This is a genomic window from Streptomyces sp. NPDC030021 (genome assembly GCF_055574035.1).
This window is the reverse complement of the sequence record NZ_JBVIAH010000011.1, coordinates 215,949-236,493: the sequence shown is the minus strand read 5'-3', so window position 1 is coordinate 236,493 and position 20,545 is coordinate 215,949. Positions and strand designations below refer to the sequence as shown.

Annotated in this window: 18 protein-coding genes and 1 pseudogene; 6 read left to right on the top strand and 13 right to left on the bottom strand. The window is 72.8% G+C overall.

Features of this window, described 5'->3' with window-relative positions:
* Nucleotides 1-62 precede the first annotated feature (62 nt).
* The gene (locus ACZ4YL_RS23035) at nucleotides 63-854 is read left to right on the top strand and encodes a metal-dependent hydrolase (RefSeq protein ID WP_030009149.1); all 792 of its coding nucleotides are present in this window, start codon (nucleotides 63-65) and stop codon (nucleotides 852-854) included.
* A 146-nt stretch (nucleotides 855-1,000) separates the two neighbouring features.
* Here ACZ4YL_RS23035 and ACZ4YL_RS23030 read toward each other — a convergent pair whose 3' ends face one another.
* The 4 genes from ACZ4YL_RS23030 to ACZ4YL_RS23015 form a co-directional block, all read right to left on the bottom strand.
* Entirely contained in the window at nucleotides 1,001-2,782 is a 1,782-nt protein-coding gene (locus tag ACZ4YL_RS23030) for an ABC transporter ATP-binding protein (protein ID WP_468118911.1), read from the bottom strand.
* Complete coding sequence (locus ACZ4YL_RS23025; RefSeq protein WP_468118909.1) at nucleotides 2,779-4,674, bottom strand: ABC transporter ATP-binding protein; 1,896 nt, start codon at nucleotides 4,672-4,674, stop codon at nucleotides 2,779-2,781. Before ACZ4YL_RS23025 ends, ACZ4YL_RS23030 begins: the two co-directional genes overlap by 4 nt.
* A 160-nt stretch (nucleotides 4,675-4,834) precedes the next feature.
* Nucleotides 4,835-7,771: an FAD-binding and (Fe-S)-binding domain-containing protein gene (locus ACZ4YL_RS23020; protein WP_468118907.1), complete on the bottom strand. Its 2,937-nt coding sequence runs from the start codon at nucleotides 7,769-7,771 to the stop codon at nucleotides 4,835-4,837.
* Between the two features lie 39 nt (nucleotides 7,772-7,810).
* The gene (locus ACZ4YL_RS23015) at nucleotides 7,811-8,299 is read right to left on the bottom strand and encodes a MarR family winged helix-turn-helix transcriptional regulator (protein ID WP_382548351.1); all 489 of its coding nucleotides are present in this window, start codon (nucleotides 8,297-8,299) and stop codon (nucleotides 7,811-7,813) included.
* 132 nt (nucleotides 8,300-8,431) lie between these two features.
* Here ACZ4YL_RS23015 and ACZ4YL_RS23010 point away from each other — a divergent pair, with 132 nt between their 5' ends.
* From ACZ4YL_RS23010 to ACZ4YL_RS23000, 3 genes are all read left to right on the top strand, one after another.
* Nucleotides 8,432-10,294 carry an ABC transporter ATP-binding protein gene (locus ACZ4YL_RS23010; RefSeq protein ID WP_468118905.1) on the top strand — a complete coding sequence of 621 codons (1,863 nt, stop codon included), beginning with the start codon at nucleotides 8,432-8,434 and terminating at the stop codon, nucleotides 10,292-10,294.
* Between the two features lie 63 nt (nucleotides 10,295-10,357).
* Nucleotides 10,358-11,221 carry an endolytic transglycosylase MltG gene (mltG, locus tag ACZ4YL_RS23005; protein WP_468118903.1) on the top strand — a complete coding sequence of 288 codons (864 nt, stop codon included), beginning with the start codon at nucleotides 10,358-10,360 and terminating at the stop codon, nucleotides 11,219-11,221.
* 74 nt (nucleotides 11,222-11,295) lie between these two features.
* The gene (locus ACZ4YL_RS23000; RefSeq protein ID WP_468118901.1) at nucleotides 11,296-11,514 is read left to right on the top strand and encodes a hypothetical protein; all 219 of its coding nucleotides are present in this window, start codon (nucleotides 11,296-11,298) and stop codon (nucleotides 11,512-11,514) included.
* Nucleotides 11,515-11,529: 15 nt separating this feature from the next.
* Here the strand turns inward: ACZ4YL_RS23000 and ACZ4YL_RS22995 are convergent, their stop codons facing one another.
* The 7 genes and pseudogenes from ACZ4YL_RS22995 to ACZ4YL_RS22965 form a co-directional block, all read right to left on the bottom strand.
* Nucleotides 11,530-12,603 (bottom strand): FAD-dependent oxidoreductase, encoded by a 1,074-nt coding sequence (locus ACZ4YL_RS22995; RefSeq protein WP_468118968.1) that lies wholly within the window; start codon nucleotides 12,601-12,603, stop codon nucleotides 11,530-11,532.
* A 126-nt stretch (nucleotides 12,604-12,729) separates the two neighbouring features.
* Nucleotides 12,730-13,824: pseudogene (locus ACZ4YL_RS22990) on the bottom strand (LLM class flavin-dependent oxidoreductase).
* The gene (locus tag ACZ4YL_RS22985) at nucleotides 13,824-14,867 is read right to left on the bottom strand and encodes an ABC transporter substrate-binding protein (RefSeq protein ID WP_468118899.1); all 1,044 of its coding nucleotides are present in this window, start codon (nucleotides 14,865-14,867) and stop codon (nucleotides 13,824-13,826) included. The pseudogene ACZ4YL_RS22990 and the gene ACZ4YL_RS22985 overlap by 1 nt, the downstream one beginning before the upstream one ends.
* A 38-nt stretch (nucleotides 14,868-14,905) precedes the next feature.
* Entirely contained in the window at nucleotides 14,906-15,631 is a 726-nt protein-coding gene (locus tag ACZ4YL_RS22980; protein WP_468118898.1) for an ABC transporter ATP-binding protein, read from the bottom strand.
* The gene (locus ACZ4YL_RS22975; protein WP_468118897.1) at nucleotides 15,604-16,476 is read right to left on the bottom strand and encodes an ABC transporter permease; all 873 of its coding nucleotides are present in this window, start codon (nucleotides 16,474-16,476) and stop codon (nucleotides 15,604-15,606) included. Before ACZ4YL_RS22975 ends, ACZ4YL_RS22980 begins: the two co-directional genes overlap by 28 nt.
* 162 nt (nucleotides 16,477-16,638) lie before the next feature.
* Entirely contained in the window at nucleotides 16,639-16,707 is a 69-nt protein-coding gene (locus ACZ4YL_RS22970; RefSeq protein ID WP_351286961.1) for a putative leader peptide, read from the bottom strand.
* A gap of 153 nt (nucleotides 16,708-16,860) precedes the next feature.
* Nucleotides 16,861-18,264 carry a cytochrome P450 gene (locus ACZ4YL_RS22965; protein WP_468118895.1) on the bottom strand — a complete coding sequence of 468 codons (1,404 nt, stop codon included), beginning with the start codon at nucleotides 18,262-18,264 and terminating at the stop codon, nucleotides 16,861-16,863.
* 155 nt (nucleotides 18,265-18,419) lie between these two features.
* Between ACZ4YL_RS22965 and ACZ4YL_RS22960 the strand changes: the two genes are divergently transcribed.
* Nucleotides 18,420-18,836 (top strand): SRPBCC family protein, encoded by a 417-nt coding sequence (locus ACZ4YL_RS22960; RefSeq protein WP_468118894.1) that lies wholly within the window; start codon nucleotides 18,420-18,422, stop codon nucleotides 18,834-18,836.
* The gene (locus tag ACZ4YL_RS22955; RefSeq protein WP_468118892.1) at nucleotides 18,836-19,264 is read left to right on the top strand and encodes a MarR family winged helix-turn-helix transcriptional regulator; all 429 of its coding nucleotides are present in this window, start codon (nucleotides 18,836-18,838) and stop codon (nucleotides 19,262-19,264) included. Before ACZ4YL_RS22960 ends, ACZ4YL_RS22955 begins: the two co-directional genes overlap by 1 nt.
* A gap of 59 nt (nucleotides 19,265-19,323) precedes the next feature.
* On the opposite strand, the gene ACZ4YL_RS22950 is transcribed toward ACZ4YL_RS22955, so the two are convergent.
* Together ACZ4YL_RS22950 and ACZ4YL_RS22945 are read right to left on the bottom strand one after the other, a co-directional pair.
* Complete coding sequence (locus tag ACZ4YL_RS22950; protein ID WP_468118891.1) at nucleotides 19,324-20,001, bottom strand: HAD family hydrolase; 678 nt, start codon at nucleotides 19,999-20,001, stop codon at nucleotides 19,324-19,326.
* 45 nt (nucleotides 20,002-20,046) lie between these two features.
* Nucleotides 20,047-20,526, bottom strand: a complete 480-nt coding sequence (locus ACZ4YL_RS22945) for an Lrp/AsnC family transcriptional regulator (protein WP_266599738.1) — start codon at nucleotides 20,524-20,526, stop codon at nucleotides 20,047-20,049.
* Nucleotides 20,527-20,545: the final 19 nt, after the last annotated feature.

The window sequence follows — 20,545 nt, the reverse complement described above, 5'->3', positions numbered from 1 at the left end:
ATGAGGCCCGAACGAAACAGTCGACCGGGCCCGACCACACACCAGCGGGGCGGGAAACGACCATGATGGGTCCGGCGCACTCACTGTCCGGGGCAGCGGCCTGGCTGGGGGTGGGTGCGGCCACCGCGGCCGCCGGACACCCCATGCCCTGGCCGGTCCTCGTCGTCGGCGCGCTGATCTGCGCCGGGGCGGCCCTCGCCCCCGACCTCGATCACAAGTCGGCGACGATCTCGCGCGCCTTCGGCCCGCTCTCCAAGGGCGTGTGCGAGGTGGTCGACAAGATCTCCTACGCCGTCTACAAGGGCACCCGCTCCAAGAAGGACGCCCGCCGCACCGGCGGCCACCGCACCCTGACGCACACCTGGCTCTGGGCCGTCCTCATCGGCGGCGGGGCCTCCCTGCTCGCCGTCACCGCCGACCGCTGGGGTGTGCTCGCCCTGCTCTTCGTGCACCTGGTGCTGGCGGTTGAAGGCCTGCTGTGGCGGGCCGCCCGGATGTCCAGCGACGTCCTGGTCTGGCTGCTCGGCGCGACCAGCGCGTGGATCCTGGCCGGGGTGCTCGACCAGCCCGGCAACGGCGCGAACTGGCTGTTCACCGGAGCGGGCCAGGAGTACCTCTGGCTCGGCCTGCCGATCGTCCTCGGGGCCCTGGTCCACGACATCGGCGACGCGCTCACCGTTTCCGGCTGCCCGGTGCTGTGGCCGCTGCCGATCGCCGGCAAGCGCTGGTACCCGATCGGTCCGCCGAAGGCGATGCGATTCCGGGCCGGCAGCTGGGTGGAGCTGAAGGTCCTCATGCCGGTCTTCATCCTGCTGGGCGGCTTCGGCGGCGCCTCGGCCCTCGGCTTCATCTGACACACGGCCCGGCCGCCGCCCCTTAGGGGGTGTCTTGTCGATCAGGCCGGATCCTGGAGACAGAGGGACCGGACGACGAAGGGCGGCGGGTGGGACCAGGTCCCACCCGCCGCCCTTCGTCCGGCTCCCGGACACGCGCTCCCCGATCAGCCGTGCCAGGACCGCCACAGGGCCGCGTACGCCCCGTCGGCCGCGACCAGCTCGTCGTGCGAGCCGAGTTCGCTGATCCGGCCGCCCTCGACCACCGCGATCACGTCCGCGTCGTGCGCGGTGTGCAGCCGGTGGGCGATGGCGATGACCGTACGGCCGTCCAGCACCCGGGCCAGCGAGCGCTCCAAGTGCCGTGCCGCGCGCGGGTCCAGCAGCGAGGTCGCCTCGTCCAGCACCAGGGTGTGCGGGTCGGCCAGCACCAGCCGGGCGAGCGCGATCTGCTGCGCCTGCGCCGGGGTCAGCGCCGTGCTGCCGGAACCGACCTCGGTGTCCAGGCCGGCCTCCATGGCCCGCGCCCAGCCGTCGGCGTCCACCGCCGCCAGCGCCGCCCACAACTCGGTGTCACCGGCGCCCGTCCGCGCGAGGAGGAGATTGTCCCGCAGCGTGCCCACGAACACGTGGTGCTCCTGGTTGACCAGGGCCACGTGCTCGCGCACCCGCTCCGCGGGCATCCGCGACAGCCGCGCCCCGCCGAGGGTGACCTCGCCGGTCCGGGGCGCGTAAATGCCCGCGAGCAGCCGTCCCAGGGTGGACTTGCCCGCCCCCGAGGGGCCGACCAGCGCCATCCGGGTGCCCGGCGGCACGGACATCGACACCTGGTGCAGGACGTCCACGCCCTCCCGGTATCCGAAGTGGACCTCCTGGGCCCGCACGTCCCTGCCCTCGGGCGCCACCTTCGCGTCCCCGGCGTCCGGTTCGATCTCCCGTACACCCACCAGGCGGCCGAGCGAGACCTGGGCGACCTGCAACTCGTCGTACCAGCGCAGGATCAGACCGATCGGATCGACCAGCATCTGCGCCAGGAGCGCGCCCGTGGTCAGCTGCCCGACCGACATCCAGCCCCGCATCACACAGAAGCCGCCGATCAGCAGCACCGAGCCGAGGATCGTCACGAAGGTGACATTGATGACGGGGAAGAGGACCGTCCGAAGGAAGAGCGTGTACCGCTCCCACGCGACCCACTGCGAGATCCGCCGCTCCGACAGCGCGATCCGCTCCGGCCCGAGGCGGTGCGCCTCGACCGTGCGGCCCGCGTCCACCGTCTCGGTGAGCACGGCCGAGACCGCCGCGTAGCCGGCCGCCTCCGAGCGGTACGCCGACGGCGCCCGCCGGAAGTACCAGCGGCAGCCGATCACCAGCACCGGCAGCGCCACCAGCGCGGCCAGCGCCAGCGGCGGCGCGGTCACGGCGAGCGCCCCGAACAGCAGCCCCGCCCACACCACACCGATGGCCAGCTGCGGCACGGCCTCGCGCATGGCGTTCGCGAGCCGGTCGATGTCGGTGGTGATCCGCGACAGCAGATCGCCGGTACCGGCCCGCTCCAGCACGCCCGGCGGCAGACCCACCGACCGCACCAGGAAGTCCTCGCGCAGATCGGCCAGCATCTCCTCGCCGAGCATCGCCCCGCGCAGCCGGACCAGCCGGGTGAAGAACGTCTGGACCGCCAGCGCCAGCGCGAACAGCAGCGCCACACGCCCCAGATGCAGCTCGCGCACCCCCGCAGAGAGGTCGTCCACGATCCGGCCCAGCAGGTACGGGCCGGCCATGGAGGCGATCACGGCGGCCGCGTTGACGCCCACCAGCGCCACGAAGGCCCGCCGGTGGCGCCGGAACAGGCCGCGCACATAGCCCCGTACGGTCGCCGACGTGCCCACGGGCAGGGTCGCGGCCGACTCGGGGGCCGCCGGATCGTACTCCGGCGGCGCCACGCCGATCATGCGGATTCCTCGATCTCTGTGAGTGCTTCTTCCAGCTCTGTCAGTTCCAGCCCGCCGAGCCGCTGCTCCTCGTCGGTCTCGCGGGTGACGACCGCCCGGTAGCGCGGCTCGCGCTGGAGCAGCTCGCGGTGGGTACCGACGGCCGCCACCGTGCCGCCGTCGATCAGCACGACCCGGTCCGCGCGGTCCAGCAGCAGTGGCGAGGACGCCAGTACCACGGTGGTCCGCCCGGCGCGCAGGGCCGCGATCCCGTCCGCGATCCGCGCCTCGGTGTGCGAGTCGACCGCGGAGGTCGGTTCGTCGAGCACGAGCACCTCCGGGTCGGTGGCCAGGGACCGCGCCAGGGCGAGCCGCTGGCGCTGGCCGCCCGACAGGGACCGGCCGCGCTCGGTGATCCGGGCGTCCATCGGGTCCTCGACCCCGTCCGGCGCTGACTGCAGCAGTGCGTCCAGGACGTCCGCGCACTGGGCCGCGCCCAGCGCCGCACCGGACTCGACCGCTCCCGAAGCCGGTACGTCGAACAGCTCCCGCAGGGTCCCGGAGAGCAGGACCGGATCCTTGTCCTGTACGAGGACCAGGGTGCGCGCGGTGTCCAGTTCGAGCTCGTCCAGCGCGACTCCGCCGAGGAGCACGGACGGCGCCCCGGCCGCGTCGGCCCCGGAACCGGCCCCCTCGTCGGCCCCCGCACCGGCCCCGGTGTCCGGCGCCGGATCCCCGTCCGTCGGATGACCGCCCAGACGTTCGGCGAGCCGCCCGGCCAGGTCCGGGTCCCCGCACACGACGGCGGTGAACCGCCCCGCGGGGGCCAGCAGCCCGGTCCGCGGGTCGTACAGGTCCCCGCCCGCGGCCGGTGCCTCCACCGGCTCGGTGCGCGGGGGACGCGCGGCGGCGGCGTCCGTCCGGGCCAGTGACAGCACCCGGGCGGCCCGCTGGGCGGAGGGACGCGAGAAGGAGTACGCCATGGCGATCTCCTGGAAGTGCCGCAGCGGGTAGAGCAGGGTCGCCACCGCGCTGAACGCGGCGACGAGCTCACCCACCGCGACGCGCCCGTCCGAGACGAGCGTGGCGCCGTACCAGACCACCGTGATCATCAGCGCGCCCGGGAGCACCACCTGGATCGCGGAGATCAGCGCCCACATCCGGGCGCTGCGCACGGCTGCCTTGCGGACTTCCTGCGAGGCCTCGCGGTAGCGGCCGAGGAACAGCTCCTCACCGCCGATGCCGCGCAGCACGCGCAGGCCCGCGACGGTGTCGGAGGCCAGCTCGGTGGCCTTGCCCGCCTTCTCCCGCTGGATGTCGGCGCGCTTGGTGGCGCGCGGCAGCAGCGGCAGCGAGGCCAGGGCGATCAGCGGCACGCCGATGGCCACGACCACGCCGAGTTCGGGGGAGTAGAACAGCAGCCCGATGCAGACGAGGACGACGGAGAAGACGGCCGCGAGGAAACGCGAGACCGCCTCGACGAACCATCCGATCTTCTCCACGTCGCCCGTGGATACCGAGACCACTTCACCTGCGGCGACCCGCCGGGTGAGGGCGGAGCCCAGCTCGGCCGTCTTGCGCGCCAGGAGCTGCTGCACCCGTGCCGCGGCGGTGATCCAGTTGGTGACGGCCGTGCGGTGGAGCATGGCGTCGCCGACCGAGATGGCGATCCCGATGACCAGGAGGAGCACGCCGACGAGCAGCAGTCCGTTCGGCTCACGGCCGACGACCGCGTCGACGCCGAAGCCGACGGCGTACGGCAGCGCGGCGACACCGGTGAAGTGCAGCATCCCCCAGCACAGGCTCTTGAGCTGTCCGCCGAGCTGACCGCGCCCCAGCCACAGCAGGAACCGGGGGCCGGAACGAGCGTCGGGTACCCCTGGATCCGGATACGGAAGATCGCTGATCTGCATGACGCCCCATGACTGGTCGAGTGGTTCAAACCGTGCAAGGTTCGCCTTCAGGACCGGCGCCGGGCAATCGATTTTACGTGGGACGCGCGCTGCGGCCAGCAGGTTTACGGCTGCGGGCGACGACGTGACGCCTGGTCACGGGGGTCGCACGCCCCGGCGCTCACGGGCGGGTGGCGTGCTCCAGTTCGAGCAGCGCCGAATAGTAGCTCCGCCCCGTCGCCCGGTCCATGCCCACCTCGCACATCCGGTTCGCCGACAGGTGCGCGTCGAAGGCCCGCGCGGTGACCTCCGCCGCCTCGCGCGCCGTCGCCGAGGCCGTCAGTTCCGGGTGCAGCATTCCCCGGTCGCCCGCGAAGGCGCAGCAGCCCGCGTCGTCGGGGACCACCACCTCCTCGGCGCACGCCTCGGCGACCGCCCGCAGTCGGTCCTCGTCGCCCAAGTGCCGCATCGAGCAGGTGGGGTGGAGCACGGCAGAGCCCACCCTGCGCCGGACCTCCAGACGCGGCAGCAGCTCCTCCGCGGCCCACACGATCGAGTCGAGGATCCGCAGCTCCGCGTGGAGGGCCCGGTTCTCCGGCGTCAGGTACGGGACCACCTCGCGCGCGATGCCCAGCGTGCAGGAGGAGGCGTCCACGACCAGCGGCAGCAGCCCGCCGGCCGTCCAGCCCCACGCCGCCTCGACGATCCGGTTGGCCATCACCCGGGTGCCGGCCTCGTAGCCCTTGGAGTGCCAGATCGTCGCGCAGCAGGTGCCGCCGACGTCGCCGGGGATCCAGACGGGCCGCCCGGCCCGCTCCGACACGGCCACCACGGCCTGGGGCAGGGAGGGACCGGGCCGGCCCTCCGGGCCGCCGAAGATCCGGTTGACGCAGGCCGGGTAGTACACGGCCGCGGCGCCCACCCGCCGGGTCGGCGGCAGCTTACGGGCGGCGGCGCCGGGGATCCGCGCCGGCCACTGCGGAACCAGGTCCGGGCGTACGGCCTTGCGCGCGGCCCCGGTGACCGCCCCCAGCAGCCGGTCGCAGGCCCCGGAGGGGATCAGGCCGGCGGCGGCCACCGCCAGCCGGGCGGCGGACTCGGCGGCCCCGAACCGCCGGGCGGCCAGCGCGGCGGCGGCCTCCTCGCGCGGGCCGTGCCGGCGGTGGCGGAAGTCCTTCATCAGCGCCCCGGTGTCGATGCCCACCGGGCAGGCGAGCTTGCAGGTGGAGTCGCCCGCGCAGGTGTCCACCGCGTCGTAGCCGTAGGCGGCGAGCAGGCCGTCCAGCACGGGGGAGCCGGGCTGCTGGCGCATCATCTCGCGCCGCAGCACGATCCGCTGGCGCGGAGTGGTCGTCAGGTCCCCGCTGGGGCAGGTCGGTTCGCAGAATCCGCACTCGATACAGGGGTCGGCCACAGCCTCCACCTGCGGAATGGTCTTCAGGCCGCGCAGATGGGCCCGCGGGTCGCGGTCGAGGAGGATGCGCGGGGCGAGCACCCCCTCCGGGTCGACGAGCCGCTTGGTGCGCCACATCAGGGCGGTGGCCACGGGGCCCCATTCCAGCTCCAGGAAGGGGGCCATGTTGCGGCCCGTGGAGTGCTCGGCCTTCAGGGAACCGTCGAACCGCTCCACGGTGAGCCGGCAGAAGGCCTCCATGAAGGCTCCGTACCGCTCGACGTCGGCGGGGTCGGCGGCGTCGAAGGCGAGCATGAAATGCAGGTTGCCGTGGGCCGCGTGACCGGCGACGGCCGCGTCGAAACCGTGCTCCGCCTGGAGCGCGAGGAGCGCCTGGCAGGCCTCGGCCAGCCGGGACGGCGGCACCGCGAAGTCCTCGGTGATCAAGGTGGTGCCCCGGGCGCGGGCTCCGCCGACGGCGGTGACGAAGGCCCTGCGGGCCTGCCAGTAGCCGCCCACGGTCTTCGGGTCGCTGGTGAAGGCATTCGTGATCGAAGCCGCCGGGGCGACCAGATCGAGGCCGTCGAGGATGCCGGCGGCACGCTGCGCGCAGGCGTCCCGGCCGGCCTTGTCCGGAGCCCGGAACTCCACGAGCAGGGCCGTGGTCTCCCGGGGCAGGTCCGCCCAGTCGGCGGGCACGCCCGCGACGCTGACGCAGGCGCGCAGGGTGTTGCCGTCCATCAGCTCGACGGCGACGGCGCCCGCCTCGTTGAAGAGCGGCACGGCCGCGGCCGCCTCGGGCAGCGAGCGGAAGAACAGCAGGGCGGAGCAGAGTTCGCGCTCCAGCGGGAGGGTGTCGAAGACGACCTCGGAGATGAAGCCGAGGGTGCCCTCCGAGCCGACCATGAGCCCCCGCAGGATCTCGACGGGGGTGGTGCCGTCCAGATAGGCGTCGAGGCGGTAGCCGGTGGTGTTCTTGATCTCGTACTTGGCGCGGATCCGGGCGACCAGCGCGGGATCGGCCTCGATCTCCCGCTTGATCTCCATCAGCCCGTGGCACAGGGCCGGTTCGGCACGTGAGAGCTCCTCGTCGGCCAGCGGGTCGGCGGTGTCCACGACGGTGCCGCCGGGCAGGACGAAGGTGAGGGAGGAGAGCGTCCGGTAGGAGTTGCGGGTGGTGCCCGCCGTCATGCCGGACGCGTTGTTGGCGACGACCCCGCCGAGGGTGCAGGCGACGGCGCTGGCCGGGTCGGGGCCGAGGATCCGGCCGTGCCGGGCGAGGGCCGCGTTGGCCCGGGCCACCGTGGTGCCGGGCCGGATCCGGGCCCGCCGGCCCTCCTCCAGCACCTCGATCCCGGCCCAGTGGCGGCGTACGTCGACCAGGATGTCCTCACCCTGGGCCTGGCCGTTGAGCGAGGTCCCGGCGGCGCGGAAGACGACCTCGCGCTGCCGGCCGTGCGCGTACGAGAGCACCGCCGAGACGTCGTCGATGTCCTCGGCGATCACCACGACCTGGGGCACGAAGCGGTAGGGGGAGGCGTCGGAGGCGTAGCGGACCAGGTCGGAGACCTTCCACAGCACCTTCTCGGGGCCGAGCAGCTCGGTCAGCTCGGTGCGCAGCGGCCCAGGCGTGCCGCCGGCCCGGTGCCCGGGGAGCCGGTCGGGGGCGGGGCCGCTGATGCTGCGGGGGCGCAGGGACCCCGGCTTCGGTTCCAGAAGCGGCATCTGCGACCCCTCGCGTCGTCGAGGCCACGGGTGGCCTAGTCAGCAGGTGCGCTCCGCCGGGGCGTCCGACAGGGCGTTCAGCAGACCGCCGAGCACTTCGCGCTGGTCGGCGGTCAACGGAGCCAGGATCTCCTCCGCCGCGTCGGTTCGCGCGTTGCGCAGGCGGCGCAGCGTGGCGCGGCCGGTGTCGGTGAGCTCGATCCGTATGACGCGGCGGTTCGCGGGGTCGGGCGCGCGCCGTACGCACTCGGCCGCCTCCAGGCCGTCCACGAGGGTGGTCACCGCGCGCGGCACGACTTCCAGGCGGGCGGCGAGATCCGCCATCCGGGGTGCCTGCTCGCCCTCGTAGTGCGAGACGAGGCGCAGCAAACGACTCTGGGCGGGAGTGATCCCGAGCGGCACCATGTGGCGCTTCTGGATCCGGTGCAGCCTGCGCGTCAGGCGCAGGAGCTGTTCGGCGAGGAGGCGATCGGTGTCAGAGGCCGAAGCGGAGGCCGAAGCAGAGGCGGTGTCGGAGGCGGAGCTCATGCGGGAACGATATCAGGATGCCGTTCATTGTGAGTATAGGTAACAATGACCTATGCTCCAATGGCCCCGACTTCGCCGAAGGGGACGCCGCGAAGACCCTGACCCTGACTCCTGACCCCCGAGAGGGTGCCCATGCCGCACGACGAACCGAAGTGGACCCCATCGAACGACCCCATCGACCCCGCCCGTCCCGCCCCGGCGGAGCAGCCGCGTGAGCTGCGACGCATCGTGGGACTGTTCCGGCCCTACCGCGGCCGGCTCGCCGTCGTCGGCCTGCTGGTCGGCGCCTCCTCGCTGGTCGGCGTCGCCTCGCCGTTCATGCTCCGGGAGATACTCGACGTCGCGATCCCGCAGGGCCGCACCGGGCTGCTCAGCCTGCTCGCGCTCGGCATGATCCTCACCGCCGTCGTCACCAGCGTCTTCGGCGTGCTCCAGACCCTGATCTCCACCACCGTCGGCCAGCGCGTCATGCACGACCTGCGCACCGCCGTCTACGCGCAGCTCCAGCGGATGCCGCTGGCCTTCTTCACCCGGACCCGCACCGGAGAGGTGCAGTCCCGCATCGCCAACGACATCGGCGGTATGCAGGCCACCGTCACCTCCACCGCGACCTCGCTCGTCTCGAACCTGACGGCCGTCATCGCCTCCGTGGTCGCCATGCTCGCGCTCGACTGGCGGCTCACCCTCGTCTCGCTCCTCCTGCTCCCCGTCTTCGTGTGGATCAGCCGGCGGGTCGGCCGGGAGCGCAAGAAGATCACCACGAAGCGGCAGAAGCAGATGGCCGCCATGGCCGCGACCGTCACCGAGTCGCTCTCGGTGAGCGGCATCCTGCTCGGCCGCACCATGGGCCGCTCCGAGTCCCTCACCTCGGCCTTCTCGGCAGAGTCCGAGAAGCTCGTCGGCCTGGAGGTGCGCTCCAGCATGGCCGGGCGCTGGCGGATGTCCACCATCGGCATCGTCATGGCCGCGATGCCCGCCCTCATCTACTGGGCGGCCGGCATAGCCCTCCAGACGGGCGCCCCCTCGCTCTCCGTCGGCACCCTCGTCGCCTTCGTCACGCTCCAGCAGGGCCTGTTCCGGCCCGCCGTGAGCCTGCTGTCGACCGGCGTGCAGATGCAGACCTCACTGGCGCTGTTCGCCCGCATCTTCGAGTACCTCGACCTGCCGGTGGACATCACCGAGCGCGTGGACGCCGTGCGGCTGGACCGGGCCAAGGGCGAGGTCACCCTGGAGGACGTGCACTTCACGTACGACACCAAGAACGGTCCGACCCTCTCGGGGATCGACATCACCGTTCCGGCCGGCGGCTCCCTGGCCGTCGTCGGCCCGACCGGCTCCGGCAAGAGCACGCTCAGCTACCTGGTGCCCCGGCTCTACGACGTCACCGGCGGACGGGTCGCCCTCGACGGGGTGGACGTGCGCGACCTCGACTTCGACTCGCTGGCCCGCTCGATCGGCGTGGTCTCCCAGGAGACCTACCTCTTCCACGCCTCGGTCGCCGACAACCTGCGCTTCGCCAAGCCGGACGCCACCGACGAGGAGATCGCCGAGGCGGCCCGCGCGGCTCAGATCCACGACCACATCGCCTCCCTGCCCGACGGGTACGACACCCTGGTCGGCGAGCGCGGCTACCGGTTCTCCGGAGGTGAGAAGCAGCGTCTGGCCATCGCCCGCACCATCCTGCGGGACCCGCCGGTGCTGATCCTCGACGAGGCCACCAGCGCCCTCGACACCCGCACCGAGCACGCCGTCCAGCGGGCCATCGACAACCTCTCCGCGGGCCGCACGACCATTACCATCGCGCACCGCCTCTCCACCGTCCGCGACGCCGACCAGATCGTCGTCCTGGACTCCGGGCGCATCGCCGAGCGCGGCACCCACGAGGAGCTGCTGAAGGCGGACGGCCGGTACGCGGCCCTGGTCCGCCGGGACCGGGACGCCGCGCCGGCGCCCGAACCGCCCGAGGGCGTCCAGCTGGCTCCGGTAAATGTGTGACCGTGCGACCGGCACACGGGTCGGGTGCCGGAAATACTACGAATCGCGGGTTAGCGTTCCCGCATGCGCCATGAGTACCGGCCGCCGCAGCGCCGTTCCCGGCTGACTCGCCGGGGCCGGCTGGCGCTCTTCCTCGGCACACTGTTCGCCCTCGGTGCGGCAGCCCTGATCCCGATACTGCGCGGTGGCGACGTGCCGGAGACGCCACGCCGGCTGCTCATCCCCGAGGGCTGGCGGGCCCCGCAGGTGTACGCCGCGGTCGACCGCGAGCTGAAGCTCCCGCCGGGCTCCACGAAGGCGGCGGTGGCCACCGCCGGGCTGGCTTTGCCCGCGGAGGCCAAGGGCAATCCGGAGGGCTACCTCTTCCCGGCGACGTACCCGGTGACCTCGATGTCCACCCCGGCCACCCTCCTCACGCACATGGTGCGGACGGCGAACCAGAAGCTCGCCACCCAGGCCGTCGCCGACGGCGGCAAGGCCCACGGGATGACCCCGTACCAGACGGCCACCCTGGCCAGCATCATCGAGGCGGAGGCCGAGGGCCGCTCCGACATGGGCAAGGTCGCACGGGTGGTGCACAACCGGCTGGCGAAGTCGATGCCGCTCCAGATGGACTCCACCATCGACTACGCGCTGAACCGCAGAACCGTGGACACCAAACTGGGCGACACCCGGATCGACAGTCCCTTCAACACCTACGCACGCCAGGGACTGCCACCCACGCCGATCGACAGCCCGGGACTGGAGGCGATGGCGGCCGCCGTCGCCCCGACGCCCGGCGACTGGCTGTTCTTCGTCACCGTCAAGCCGGGGGACACACGCTTCTCGGCGACGTACGAGGAACACAGGAAGCACGTCGCGGAGTTCAACCGGATCCGCGCGGGCGCCGGCTCCCGCACAGGTCAGGCCGGTCCCGCCGGGAAATGAAGCGCGCCGCCCCCGGCAGCGGTTCTACGATCGGCGGCCTGCCGAAAGTGTGGACCGAGGGGGCGAACCGTGAAATGGCCATGGAGAGCGACATCGTCTCGCTCCTGATCCACGACGCGGAGCGGGGCACCACGCGCATCCTCGTCCCGGAGGCCACCGAGAGCTGGACCGATCCCGTTCTGGCCGTGCGGGACGGGTCGGGCTGGGTGTACCCGACCCGTGAGGCGCGAGCGGCCGGTGGCACCCCGGACCGGATCATCCCCTTCGAGGAACCGGAGGCCCAGGCCGGCTGAGGGCCGCCGACGGGCTCAGGCCGCGGGGGCCGGGACGAGGACCGGGGCTCCGGCCCGTTCGCGGGTCAGGAGCCGGCGGATCTCGCGGACCGCGGCACCGCCCGCGCGGTTGGCGCCGATGGTCGACGCCGACGGGCCGTAGCCCACCAGGTGGACCCGCTCGTCACGGACGGCCCGGGTCCCCTCGACCCGGATGCCTCCGCCCGGCTCGCGCAGACGCAGCGGGGCGAGGTGGTCGACGGCCGCCCGGAATCCGGTGGCCCACAGGATGACGTCCGCGTCCACGTGGCTTCCGTCGGCCCAGACGGCGCCCGTGGGGGTGATCCGGTCGAAAACGGGCCGCCGGGCCAGCACGCCCGAGGCCAGACCGGCCCGGACGGCGTCGTTCAGCGGGAGCCCCGTCACGCTGACCACGCTCTGCGGCGGCAGTCCCCGGCGCACGCGCTCGTCCACCGAGGCCACCGCGGCCCGGCCCTCGGCCTCGCCGAAGCTCCCGTCGCGGAAGACCGGGGGCCGCCGGGTCACCCAGGTGGTCCCCGCCGCCACCTCGGCGATCTCCAGCAGGTGCTGCACCGCCGAGGTGCCGCCGCCGACGACGATCACCCGCGCCCCCGCGAACTCCTGCGGCCCCGGATAGTTCGCGGTGTGCAGCTGCCGGCCGCGGAAGGTCTCCTGGCCCGGGTAGCGCGGCCAGAACGGCCGGTCCCAGGTGCCGGTGGCGTTGACCAGGGCCCGGGCCGACCAGATGCCGGCCGAGGTCTCCACGCGCAGCCGCCCCGCGTCTCCCTCGCGTACGGCGGACACGTCCACGGGTCGGCGTACGCGCAGGTCGAAGCGGTCCTCGTAGGCGGCGAAGTACTCCCCGATGACCTGCGACGACGGCCGCAGCGGGTCGGCGCCCGTCAGCTCCATGCCGGGCAGGGCGTGCATGCCGTGGACCTTGCCGTAGGTGAGCGAGGGCCAGCGGAACTGCCAGGCGCCCCCGGGGCGGGGCGCATGGTCGAGGACCACGTGGTCGAGCCCCGCCCGCGTCAGGTGGTAGGCGCTGGACAGGCCGGCCTGCCCGGCGCCTATGACCACCACGTCCACGTCGGCCACCACGTCCACGTCGGCCACCACGTCCACGTCGGCCGGCACGTCCACCGGTACGTCCACGCCCCGCATCATGTCGTTCACGGTTCTGCCAACTTGCGGCGGGCGCCGGATCTTCCCGGGCTACGGCGCCAGCAGGCCGCGCGAGGCCAGCTCCGGGGTCACCCCCTCGCCGAACCAGTACGCCTCCTCCAGGTGCGGGTAGCCCGACAGGACGAAGTTCTCGATCCCGAGCGCGTGGTACTCCTCGATCCGGTCCGCCACGTCGCCGTGACTGCCGACCAGGGCCGTACCGGCGCCGCCGCGGACCAGCCCGACCCCCGCCCACAGGTTCGGCGAGATCTCCAGCCCGTCCCGGCGGCCGCTGTGCAGGGCCAGCATCCGCTACTGACCCACCGACTCGCTCGTGCCCAGCAGGGACTGCGCGCGGGCGATGTCCGCGTCCGACAGCTCCCCGAGCAGCCGGTCCGCCGCGCCCCAGGCCTCCTTCGCCGAGTCGCGCGAGATGGTGTGAAGCCGGATGCCGAACCGCACCGTCCGCCCCCGCTCCTCCGCCAGCGAGCGGATCCAGTCGATCTTCTCCTTCACCTGTTGCGGCGGCTCGCCCCAGGTCAGGTACACATCGGCGTGCTCGGCCGCGACCGGCCCGGCCGCCGCCGAGGACCCGCCGAAGAAGATCTCCGGCAGCGGGTCCGGCGGCAGCGCGGTGAGCCCGCCGTCGATCCGGTAGTGCTCGCCCTGGAAGTCGTACGGTTCCCCGCGCCAGGCGCCGCGTACGACCGACAGGAACTCGGCGGTGCGCTCGTATCGGCGGTCGTGGTCCAGGTGGTCGCCGAACCGCCGCTGCTCGGCCGAGTCGCCGCCCGTCACCACATTGAGCAGCAGCCGGCCGCGGGTGATCCGCTGGTAGGTCGCGGCCATCTGGGCGGCGAGCGTCGGCGAGATCACCCCGGGCCGGAAGGCCACCAGGAACTTCAGCCGCTCCGTGTGCTGCGAGAGCGCCACCGTCGTCAGCCAGGCGTCCTCGCACCAGGTGCCCGTCGGGGTCAGCACCGCCTCGAAGCCGAGGCGTTCGGCCGCCTTGGCGATCTGCGCGAGGTACTCGACGTCGGGCTCGCGCACTCCGGGCGCGGCCGTGTCGTGCGCGTAGGCGTGCCGGTCGACCAGGGTGCGGCCGTCGCCGCCGGTGGGCAGGAACCAGTGCAGGCGGACGGTCATCAGGAGTCCTTCCCGTACGTACGCGGGGCGGTGGTGGACGGCGGCAGGTCGCCGTTGAAACGGGGGTCGACGAAGTCCTTGAAGACGACCTTGCCCGGGATCAGCTTCAGCTCGGTGAAGGTGTCGGCGATCTTCTGCTCGGAGACCACGGCCGCGTCGTCGACGGCGACCGGCACCCGGGTGCCGTTGCTGCGCCGGACCGCGTCGAGGGCGACCTCGTACGGCAGCCCCGTCTCCTTCGCCCAGACCTTCGCCCACTCCTCCGGGTGCTTGAACACCCAGTCCTGGGCGCGCTGCAGCCGCTTCAGGTAGTCGCCGATCGCCTTGCTCCTGCCCGCGTCCTCCAGGGCGGCCGGCGCTGCGACCTGGAAGCCGAGCCCGTTGACGAGCCCCTCGCCGGAGGTCAGGACCCGGGCTCCGGTGCGCAGCACCTGGGAGGTGTACGGGTCCCACACCGCCCACGCGTCGACCGAGCCGCTGTTGAAGGCGGCCAGCGCGTCGGCGGGCTGGAGGAAGTTGACCGTCACATCGGTGGGCCCCAGGCCGGCCTGTTCCAGGCTCGCGATGAGCTGGAAGTGGGCCGAACTGCCCTGTGCCACGGCGATCTTCTTGCCGCGCAGGCCGCCGGCGGACTGGAGTGCGGACCCCTTCGGCACGAGGATCGCCTCGCCCGCCGAGGAGCCGTGCGTGGCGGCCACCACGGTGATCTTCGACTTGGCGGCCGCGGCGAACACGGGCGGGGTGTTGCCCACGCCGCCGATGTCCACGGCCTTGGCGTTGACGGCCTCCAGCAGCGGCGGACCGGAGGTGAAGGTGGACCACTTGATGGTGTAGTCGAGGTTCTCCAGCTCCCCGGCGGCCTTCAGCAGCGACTCGTAGCCGCCCTTCTGGTCCCCGACGCTGAGCGTGACCTTGGCACCGCTCCCGGCGCCACCCTCGGCGGTCGCTGCGCCGCTGTCGGCGGCGGAGCTGCCGCCGCAGGCGGTCAGGGCCAGGGACAGCGGGATCAGGGTGGCGAGCAGGGGCAGGGAATGGCGTCTCATGTCGTATCTCTTCGTTCTCTTGACGGGGTGAAAGGTCTTCAGAAGACGCCGAGTTCGGCGAGCAGCCGGGTGCGGAGCGCCGCGAATCCCGGGTCGCCGACCGTGCGCGGCCGCTCCAGCGGTACCCGGGTGTCGTGGGCGATCCGCCCCTCGCTCATCACCAGGATCCGGTCGGCCAGCAGCACCGCCTCGTCGACGTCGTGCGTCACCAGCAGCACCGCGCAGCCGCGCCGCTGCCACAGCCGGGCCACCAGCTCCTGGGCCTTGATCCGGGTCAGCGCGTCCAGGGCGCCGAACGGCTCGTCCAGCAGCAGCAGATCCGGTTCGCGCACCAGCGCCCGGGCCAGCGAGGCGCGCTGGGCCTCGCCGCCGGACAGCGTCTTGGGCCAGGCGTCCGTACGGTGCTCCAGTCCGACCTCGGCCAGTGCCCGCTCGGCGCGCTCACGCTCGGGCCGGCCCGGCAGCCCGAGCAGGACGTTGCGCCAGACCCGCTTCCAGGGCATCAGCCGCGGCGCCTGGAAGGCCACCGCCCGCCGCTCCGGTACGAGTACCTCGCCCTCGATCTCCCGGTCCAGGCCCGCCAGGATCCGCAGCAGGGTGGACTTGCCGCAGCCGCTGCGCCCGAGGAGGACGGTGAACTCCCCGGCGCGCAGGGTCAGATCGAGCCCGTCGATGACGGCCCGCCCGTCGAAGGACCGGGTCAGCCCGGTGACCTCGACGGCAGCGGCGGCGGTGGCTACTGCCCCGTGAACGTCGGTCGCCATTGCAGCAGCAGCCTTTCGAGAGTACGGACGACGAGGTCGGCGGTCAGGCCGAGGAAGGCGTAGACGACGAGGCAGACGACGATCACGTCGGTACGGAAGAACTCGCGCGCCTGGTTCATCAGGAAGCCGATCCCGGCGTCGGCGTTGATGGACTCCCCGAAGACCAGGGCCAGCCAGGCGGTCGCGAGCGAGTACCGCAGGCCGGTCATGAAGCCGGGGAGCGCGCCGGGCAGTACGACGTGCCGCACCAGACCCCACCGCCCGAGCCCCAGCGCCCCGCCCGCCTCGATCAGTTGCTCGTCCACCCCGCGGATCCCCGCGTACACGTTCAGGTACAGGTGGAAGGCGGTCCCGAGCGCGATCAGGGCGACCTTCGGCGCCTCGCCGATGCCCATCCAGATGATGAACAGCGGGATGAGACCCACCCAGGGCACCGTGCGGAGCATCTGCACGCTCGCGTCGATCAGGTCCTCGCCGAGCCGCGACAACCCGGACAGCAGCGCGAGCACCGTGCCCGCCGTACCGCCGATCACCAGCCCGGTCGCGACGCGCTGCAGGGACACGGCCATCGCCCCGGGCAGCGTCCCGTCCCCGATCAGATCCGCCCCGGCGGACGCGATGGTCGACGGCGGAGCGAGCGTGTCGGCCGGCAACCACCCCAGCGTGCTGGCCAGTTGCCACAGCGCGAGCAGCAGCAGCGGGCCCGCGGTCCGGCGGATCCAGCGGGGTACGGGACGACGCCGTGCGGAGGCCGCCACGACGGCCACGAGCTCGGGGGCGGCGGGCCGTGCGGATGTCGGCGCGGGCGACAGGTCCGGCGGGGCATGGCTGATGCTGGTGCTCATGGAGGCTCCACGAAAGGAGGGCGGCGAGGCGGGCGGCAGCGCGCACACCGACCGCCCTCGCACCGGCACGGCCGGACGGGGCCGGGCGGGGGAGGGGTTCAGAGGTGTGCGGGCACGCCGGAGAAGAGCGCGGAGCGCTCGTGACAGATCAGGAAAAGGGCGTCAGCAGCCGCGGCGACACGCGGCGGAGGCCACCCGCAGCAGGTCGATGTGACCGCGCGTGGTGAGCATGGCTGAACGCAACATGCGGCGAAACCTAGCCAGCCGGCCGGGGCGGGGTCAATGGCGTCTCGCCCACTGGACCTGCCGTCTCGAAAACATGGTTCAGCCCCTCCGGCGTTTGAGGAGCGGGGGCTGGGGCGGAGCCCCAGGGAACCCGGTGACTCAACGGGCCTTCGCCTCGTCCGTGCCGCTCCCCGTGTCGGTGCCGCTGCCGGTACGGCGCAGGGTCGCCAGGACCGGACCGGTCGGCTGCAGGGTGAGCCCCGGGAAGACCCCGGCCCGTTCGCTCCCGCTGTCCAGGTGGAACCGCTGTGCCAGCACGGCGAGTACGAGCGCGGCCTCCACCAGTGCGAACCGTGCTCCCAGGCAGGCCCGCGGGCCGCCGCCGAAGGGGAACCAGGCGTGTTCGGGCACCGGATGCGGGGCGTCCGCGTCCCACCGCTCGGGGCGGAAGGCCTCCGGGTCCGGGAACCACCGGGCGTCGCGGTGCATCGACCAGGGACTGGTCCATACCGAGGTCCCGGCCGGTACCGCGCGCCCGCCCAGCGTCGCCCCCTCCGTGGCCACCGCCGAGATCAGCCAGATCGGTGGATAGATGCGCAGGGCCTCCTTGACCACCTGCCGGGTCCAGGGCAGCCGTGGGTAGTCGTCGTAGGCCGGCAGCCGTCCGCCGAGCACCCGGTCCAGTTCCTCCGTCAGGCGGGCCCTCGCCTCCGGCGCCCCCGACAGGAGTTGCCAGGCCCAGGTCAGAGTGGTCGAGGTGGTCTCGTGGCCGCCGATGTAGAGGGTGATCGACTCGTCCCGCAGCTCCTTGCGGGAGAGCGGCCCCCCGGTTTCGTCGCGGGCCGCGAGCAGTCGGCTCAGCAGGTCGTCCCGTTCCGCGCCGGCGCTCGACGCCGCCTCGTGCTCCCGTATGACGTGCTCGATCTCCCGGTCGAGCACCGCCACGGCCTCCCGCATCCGGCGCCGGCCGGGAGTGCGGACCCAGGGCGGCAGGAACAGCGTCAGCCCGCGGAACTCCGCCCCCAGTTCCCGCTGGGCGGTGGCCATGGCCGCGCTGATGGGCGCCTCCCGGCCGGCGGCGTCGCTCCCGAACAGCGTGCGCACCGCGATCCGCTGGGTGAGCCCGGCCATCTCCCGGTGCACGTCGATCCGTTGGCCCGTCCGCCACTCGCCCGCCAGGGCGTCCGCGCACTCCACCATCGTGGCGGCGTACGAGCGCACCTGGCGCGGCCGGACGGCGGGCTGCACCAGCGCCCGCTTGCGGCGCCAGTCGTCCCCGGTGGCGACGACCACCCCGTTGCCCAGCAACTGGCGGAAGGCCCAGCCCAGTTCCGTCGGCCGGAAGGTGGACTCGACGGCCCCGAGCAGTTCGCCGGCGTGCTCGGGCCGGGAGACCAGGATGTTGCGCTGCGGGCCGAGCGCCCAGGGCACCCAGTCCCCGTAACCGTCGCGCAGGGACTCGAAGAAGGCCAGGGGATCGCGGGCGAAGGCGGGCAGATTGCCGAGCAGCGGCCATCGGCGCGGTCCGCCGCTCCGGCTGCCCGGGGTCAGGGTCGCGGTCACGCAGGCATGGTGACAGCCGCTCCCGCAGGCCGCCAGAGAGCGGACAGGTCTCCTCGGCCGGGCGGTCTCGTCAGCCGGGTCCGGGCCTGCGCCGTTGACGAATAGTCTGCGCGAAGATAATCTACGGATAGACGATCTAGCCAGGGAGACCACCCATGTGGGAGTACGAGCACAGCATCGAGACCGGCGCCACCCCCGAGGCGGTCTGGCGGCTCTGGGCGGACGTGGAGAACTGGGGCGCCTGGAACCCCGGTATCGAGAAGATCGAGATCAGCGGCCCGTTCGCGGCCGGTACGGAGATCACGATGACGCCGCCCGGGGACGACCCGATCCTCCTGCGCATCGCGGAAGCCGTCGAAGGCGAACGGTTCGTCGACGAGGCGCGCTTCGGTGACCTGCTGCTGCAAACCGTCCACCGGATCGACCCGATCGGCCAGGACCGGATCCGGGTGGTGTACCGGATGGAGATCACCGGCGGCGGCGCCGACGAGGTCGGTCCGCAGATCGGCCCGGGCATCACCGCCGACTGGCCCGACACGATGGCTTCGCTGGCCGAGCTGGCCCTTCGCTGATGCCCCTCAGCCCCGGGGAGAGTCCCGGATTCCTGCTGTGGCACGCCACCTTGCGGTGGCAGCGCGACATCGCCGCGGCCCTGGCCCCGCTCGACCTCACCCACGTGCAGTTCGTGCTGCTCGCCTGCACCTGGTGGCTCAACGGCCAGGGCGAGCACCCCAATCAGCTGGCCGTCGCCCGCCAGGCCGGTACCGACGTCAAGATGACCTCCCAGGTCCTGCGCACCCTGGAACACAAAGGGCTCGTCGAGCGTGAGGTCGACCCGGCCGACACCCGCGCCAAACGGCTGCGCGTCACCGACGCCGGCGCCGAACTGGCCCCACGGGCGATCGCCGCCGTCGAGCAGGCCGACGCGCAGTTCTTCCGGCCGGTGCCCATCGCCGACGCGGTGGCCCTGCTCGGCCGCCTGGCCCGTCCCGAAACCTGAGATCCGCCCGCCGGGCCCGTGCGACACCACCCGCGAGCGGATCCACCCACCCGGAGGAGCTACGCGGTCCGGCGTGCGGCCAGCCAGTCGTACGCCGCGTCCGCGCTGAACTCCGGATGGCCGCCCGGGAAGAGGAGCCCGGCGGAGGCGAAGGCCGGATCCCCTGCGATGTCCGGGGTGTAAGGGACCGCCACGCAGGCCATGCCCGCGGCGTGGGCGGCCCGCGCCCCGGGCGCCGCGTCCTCGACGACCACGCAGTCGGCGGGCTCGGCGCCCAGCCGGCGTGCCGCCTCCAGGAACACGTCCGGAGCGGGCTTGCCGTGCGCGACCTCCTCGGCGGAAACCACCGTCGTCAGCAGTGCGTCCAGCCCGGTGCCCGACAGCACCGCGTCGATCGCCTCCAGCGAGGAGCCGGAGGCCACCGCCATCGCCGCGCCCTCGGTGCGCAGCCGCTCGACCAGCTTCCGCATCTGCGGGAAGACCTCGGTCCGGGTGCGGGCCAGCTCCAGGTAGGCGGCGTTCTGCTCGGCGAGCAGCTGCTCGACCGGTGCCCGGATCCCGTACCGCTCCCGCAGGATCTCCAGGGTCTCCAGCGTGCCGATGCCGATGAAGCGGGAGTGCTGATCCCACGTGAAATCGGGGACCCCGTGCCGTTCCAGGGTGCGGCGCCCAGACTCGTAGTAGTTCGGCTCGCTGTCCACGAGGGTGCCGTCGAGATCGAATATGACGGTGATCATCCGTGGGGCCCGTCCTGCCGGTCGTGTCCTGTCTCGGTAATCCTGTCAGGTTTTGTTGGCATTTCTGCCCACGGATTCGACCAGCGGCAGCAGCCGGTGCGGCACCCGCTCGCGCAGCGCCACCTCCGTACGTGTGCGGACCACGCCCGGGAGCTGGATCAGCCGCTGGATCACGTCCTCCAGGTGCCCGTTGTCGCGGGCCGCCACACGGGTCAGCAGGTCCCCGCCGCCGGTGATCGAGAACGCCTCGATGATCTCGGGCACGGCGGCGAGCGCGTCACCCACGTCGTCCAGATGTCCCTGGGTGACCTCGATGTGCACGAAGGCCAGCACCGGATGGCCCAGTGCGGCGGGGGAGAGCACCGGCCCGGTTCCCGTGATCACGCCCGTGCGCTCCAGCCGGTCCAGCCGTGCCTGCAGGGTGCCGCGCGCCACGCCGAGGATCCGGGCGTACTCGCGGACACTGGTGCGCGGCTGCTCGATCAGCAGACGCAGGATTCTGGTGTCGAGCTCGTCCACTGCCACGCCACGACTGTACCAATGG

Bases quoted from the DNA above. Each gene is read 5' to 3' on its own strand.
- ACZ4YL_RS23025 (WP_468118909.1), bottom strand. From the start codon at position 4,674: ATGCAGATCAGCGATCTTCCGTATCCGGATCCAGGGGTACCCGACGCT.
- mltG (WP_468118903.1), top strand. From the start codon at position 10,358: ATGCGCCATGAGTACCGGCCGCCGCAGCGCCGTTCCCGGCTGACTCGC.
- ACZ4YL_RS22955 (WP_468118892.1), top strand. From the start codon at position 18,836: ATGCCCCTCAGCCCCGGGGAGAGTCCCGGATTCCTGCTGTGGCACGCC.
- ACZ4YL_RS23020 (WP_468118907.1), bottom strand. From the start codon at position 7,771: ATGCCGCTTCTGGAACCGAAGCCGGGGTCCCTGCGCCCCCGCAGCATC.
- ACZ4YL_RS22985 (WP_468118899.1), bottom strand. From the start codon at position 14,867: ATGAGACGCCATTCCCTGCCCCTGCTCGCCACCCTGATCCCGCTGTCC.
- ACZ4YL_RS23030 (WP_468118911.1), bottom strand. From the start codon at position 2,782: ATGATCGGCGTGGCGCCGCCGGAGTACGATCCGGCGGCCCCCGAGTCG.
- ACZ4YL_RS23035 (WP_030009149.1), top strand. From the start codon at position 63: ATGATGGGTCCGGCGCACTCACTGTCCGGGGCAGCGGCCTGGCTGGGG.
- ACZ4YL_RS23010 (WP_468118905.1), top strand. From the start codon at position 8,432: ATGCCGCACGACGAACCGAAGTGGACCCCATCGAACGACCCCATCGAC.
- ACZ4YL_RS22960 (WP_468118894.1), top strand. From the start codon at position 18,420: ATGTGGGAGTACGAGCACAGCATCGAGACCGGCGCCACCCCCGAGGCG.
- ACZ4YL_RS23000 (WP_468118901.1), top strand. From the start codon at position 11,296: ATGGCCATGGAGAGCGACATCGTCTCGCTCCTGATCCACGACGCGGAG.
- ACZ4YL_RS22950 (WP_468118891.1), bottom strand. From the start codon at position 20,001: ATGATCACCGTCATATTCGATCTCGACGGCACCCTCGTGGACAGCGAG.
- ACZ4YL_RS22975 (WP_468118897.1), bottom strand. From the start codon at position 16,476: ATGAGCACCAGCATCAGCCATGCCCCGCCGGACCTGTCGCCCGCGCCG.
- ACZ4YL_RS22980 (WP_468118898.1), bottom strand. From the start codon at position 15,631: ATGGCGACCGACGTTCACGGGGCAGTAGCCACCGCCGCCGCTGCCGTC.
- ACZ4YL_RS23015 (WP_382548351.1), bottom strand. From the start codon at position 8,299: ATGAGCTCCGCCTCCGACACCGCCTCTGCTTCGGCCTCCGCTTCGGCC.